The organism is Bradyrhizobium acaciae (assembly GCF_020889785.1).
Taxonomy (GTDB): Bacteria; Pseudomonadota; Alphaproteobacteria; order Rhizobiales; family Xanthobacteraceae; genus Bradyrhizobium; species Bradyrhizobium acaciae.
Genome location: NZ_JACMYK010000276.1, coordinates 1 through 2,962, shown reverse-complemented (window position 1 = coordinate 2,962; position 2,962 = coordinate 1). Strand labels below are relative to the sequence as shown.

Below are 2,962 nucleotides of genomic sequence, written 5' to 3'. Positions count from 1 at the left end.
CGGCAGGCGCCGGCTTGGCCGGTGCCGGCACCAGCGGCACGTCCTCGCCGCCGAGCGAGCCGTAGACGAACGGCTCCTGGCGATTGTTGGTGGTCTTCAGCACCTCGTCGCGGACATAGCCGAAGGCGCGGCGGACATCGAGGCCGGGCGTCGGCAGAAATTTCGACAGCGCAATCGTGAACGGGCTGTTCTTGCCGTCGCCGTCAGCCGCGGTGGAGCCGGCCTTCGCCGAATAGGCGATCAGCACATTCGGATTGGTCGGCTCGACCTTGGCGAGCCCCTGCCCGATCGCCCGGGTCGCCAGCGTCCGCTTCATGGTCTTGGCAAACGGGTTGTCGCGGCAGGCGTCGAGGATCACCAGCCGCAGCTTCCGGGCCGGCTCGATCGCGACCAGGATGCGGTCGAGCGAGAACGCCTCGTCATAGACGTCGGTGTCACGCTCCAGCTTCGCATCGACCGGGATCAGGTAATTGGCGCCATCCACCTCGATGCCATGGCCGGCATAGTAGACCAGCGCGATATCGGCATCCCGGGCGAGGTCGGCGAATTCGCGCAGCGCGCGGCGGGTTTCCACCGCCGGCAGGTCCTTGCGGAAGTCGACGACGTCGAAGCCGGCGTTCTTCAGCGTCGCGGCCATCACCGAGGCGTCGTTGACCGGGTTCGTCAGCGGCGCGGTGTTCCTGTAGGCGGAATTGCCGAGCACCAGCGCGACGCGCTTCTCGGCAAAGGCCGGCTGGCAGACGATCAGAAAGGCCGCGACGGCAAGCAGCAGTCGTTTCAGTTTCAAGAGCCCAGACCCGTTCATGGCGACACTCTGGCCATTTTCTAACACGCGGGCCCGATTACCAGAAGCAAGCGCCGCGCTTCGTGAGATGGCTCACGATCCGCGCCGGCGTGGACCAGGCCATCCTGACTGTTAGTCGAGGAAACCGACCGGTGGTTCGGATTTGGCCGGGCTCGAGATTTCGTGCACGATCGGGGCAACAAGAACAGAACCACGGAGGACGTCATGCAGGGCACCAGCGCACCGGTTCCATCCGCCCGATCCGGCACGACCGGCCGCATGGCGCGAAACCTTCTCGCTCTCGCGCTGCTGGCCGGCTGCGCCGCGGGCTGCGGCCTGGTCGATGCCGTATTCGATGGTTTCAAGCACGCCAAGGCCGTGGAGAACGATCTCGTTGCGATGGTCGGGGTCAAACCGGCGGTCGCATTCAACTGGCACAATGGCCGGCTCACGTCGGTCACCGTCACCTTCCCGAGCCTGCTGCAGGACAAGCCGCTGCAGGAACTGGCCGACGCCGCGCGCGCGGCGGTCGGCAAGGAGTTCAAGCAGCGCGCCGACAACGTCGTGCTCGCCTTCTCGCTGGGACCGTCCGAGACGTCAGCGGCGCAAGCGGACGAGACTCAGGGCAAGAACCTGCCTTGAGCGGACTTATTCCCCGCTTTGCGTCACATGCTCCTGATATTGCGGCAGGTCGTCCAGTATCTCGTACCAGGGCGCCTTGGAGCCGACGAAGATATGCGCGGTCGGCCGGATCGTCGGCGCATCGCGCAGCGTGCCCATCGTGACATGGACATAGGCGCCGTTACGGACGCGCGAATAGAGCAGCGACCCGCAGCGGCCGCAATGCGCGTCGTGGGTCGTGTCATCGCCGTAGATCAAAAGACCTTCGGCACCACTGGTGACCGAAAATTCTTCGCGCACGATTCCCGCAAACGGCTTGAACGCCGATCCCGTGGTGCGCCGGCAGTTCGAGCAGTGACAATTCAGCGCATAGCCAAACGCGTCGGCCACTTCGTAGCGCACATCGCGGCAGAAGCATTCACCGGTCAGGATACGATGCTTCGAATTTGCGTTGGAATTTTCGGATGCGGTCACAACTTGCTCCTCACGCGGAATTTTATCGCCGGCCATGGCGCAATCCGGCGGATCATGCCTAAATCCTAGCAGTCAAATCCTGCCGGGAGGACTAACCAATGAGCCAAGATCGATCCACCGTCGAAAACGTCGTGCAAACCTATTTCGACGGTCTTTATGAGAGCAACGCCGACAAGCTCGCCGAAGCCTTTCATCCGAGCGCCGACCTGCGCTGGGTGGAGAAGGGCGAGCTGAAGGTCCTCACCGTTCCTGATTGGCTCGCTTTGGTGCGCAAGCGCACGTCGGCGAAGGCCGAAGGCAAGCCGCGCGAGGACTTCATCGTCACCATCGACCGCTCCGACGACAACACCGCCTTCATCAAGGTGCGCTGCCAGCTGCCGCCGCGCTACTTCACCGACTATCTGGTGGCGATGAAGCTCGCCGACGGCTGGCAGATCGTCTCGAAATCCTACCGTTACGACCTCAAGGACTGACCAGCGGCCCGCCGCCAGCCTACCAACCTAAAGCGGGATGAGTTCCGATCAAACCGGCCATGGACACGATTCACCTCTCCCTTGGGAGAGGTCGATTTGCGTAGCAAATCGGGTGAGGGGTTATAGCCTATCGAGAGAGCAAGAGCCCTCACCCGGATTGCTTCGCAATCCGACCTCTCCCCGGCGGGGAGAGGTGAACCGAGGCCGCGCCAAGCCGCCGAACCGATTCGACCTAACTTCATCCCGATCTAGTGGTCCGGCTCCGGCCGGACCGCATTGACTGGCGCTGGTTTCCGGGCGAATTGAGCCCATTATGGAAGCCAAATTTCAGATCTTTCTCACTTTGCTCGGCGTGCTGGCGGGAACCGCCCTGGTTGCACGGCGGACCGATATCGCGCCGGCGATCCTGCTGCTGCTGGTCGGCGTCGTACTCGCCTTCGTGCCGGGCATGCCGTCGCTGGAACTGCCGCCCGAGCTCGTGCTCCTGGTGGTGCTGCCGCCGCTCATCTATTCGGCGAGCGTCGCGATGAGCTGGCGCGAGTTCAAGGCCAATCTGCGGCCGATCATCCTGCTCTCGGTCGGCTGCGTGATCTTCACCGCCTTCATGGTC

The 2,962-nt window shown here is 63.5% G+C and carries 5 protein-coding genes; 3 read left to right on the top strand and 2 right to left on the bottom strand.

Annotated elements, in window-relative coordinates; translation table 11 throughout:
- Positions 1 to 805, bottom strand: an 805-nt coding sequence (locus H8A92_RS40095) for a caspase family protein (protein WP_229200755.1), incomplete at its 3' end; no start/stop codon positions are given.
- A 204-nt stretch (positions 806 to 1,009) separates the two neighbouring features.
- Here H8A92_RS40095 and H8A92_RS40090 point away from each other — a divergent pair.
- A complete protein-coding gene (locus H8A92_RS40090; RefSeq protein ID WP_229200754.1) occupies positions 1,010 to 1,426 on the top strand; it encodes a hypothetical protein in 417 nt (138 codons plus the stop codon).
- A 6-nt stretch (positions 1,427 to 1,432) separates the two neighbouring features.
- On the opposite strand, the gene H8A92_RS40085 is transcribed toward H8A92_RS40090, so the two are convergent.
- Positions 1,433 to 1,879 carry a GFA family protein gene (locus tag H8A92_RS40085; RefSeq protein WP_229200753.1) on the bottom strand — a complete coding sequence of 149 codons (447 nt, stop codon included), beginning with the start codon at positions 1,877 to 1,879 and terminating at the stop codon, positions 1,433 to 1,435.
- A gap of 98 nt (positions 1,880 to 1,977) precedes the next feature.
- Here H8A92_RS40085 and H8A92_RS40080 point away from each other — a divergent pair, with 98 nt between their 5' ends.
- Both H8A92_RS40080 and H8A92_RS40075 read left to right on the top strand, forming a co-directional pair.
- Positions 1,978 to 2,352: a nuclear transport factor 2 family protein gene (locus H8A92_RS40080; RefSeq protein ID WP_021077543.1), complete on the top strand. Its 375-nt coding sequence runs from the start codon at positions 1,978 to 1,980 to the stop codon at positions 2,350 to 2,352.
- A 313-nt stretch (positions 2,353 to 2,665) separates the two neighbouring features.
- Positions 2,666 to 2,962: cation:proton antiporter domain-containing protein (locus H8A92_RS40075; protein WP_229200752.1), on the top strand; the 297-nt coding region annotated here is incomplete at its 3' end.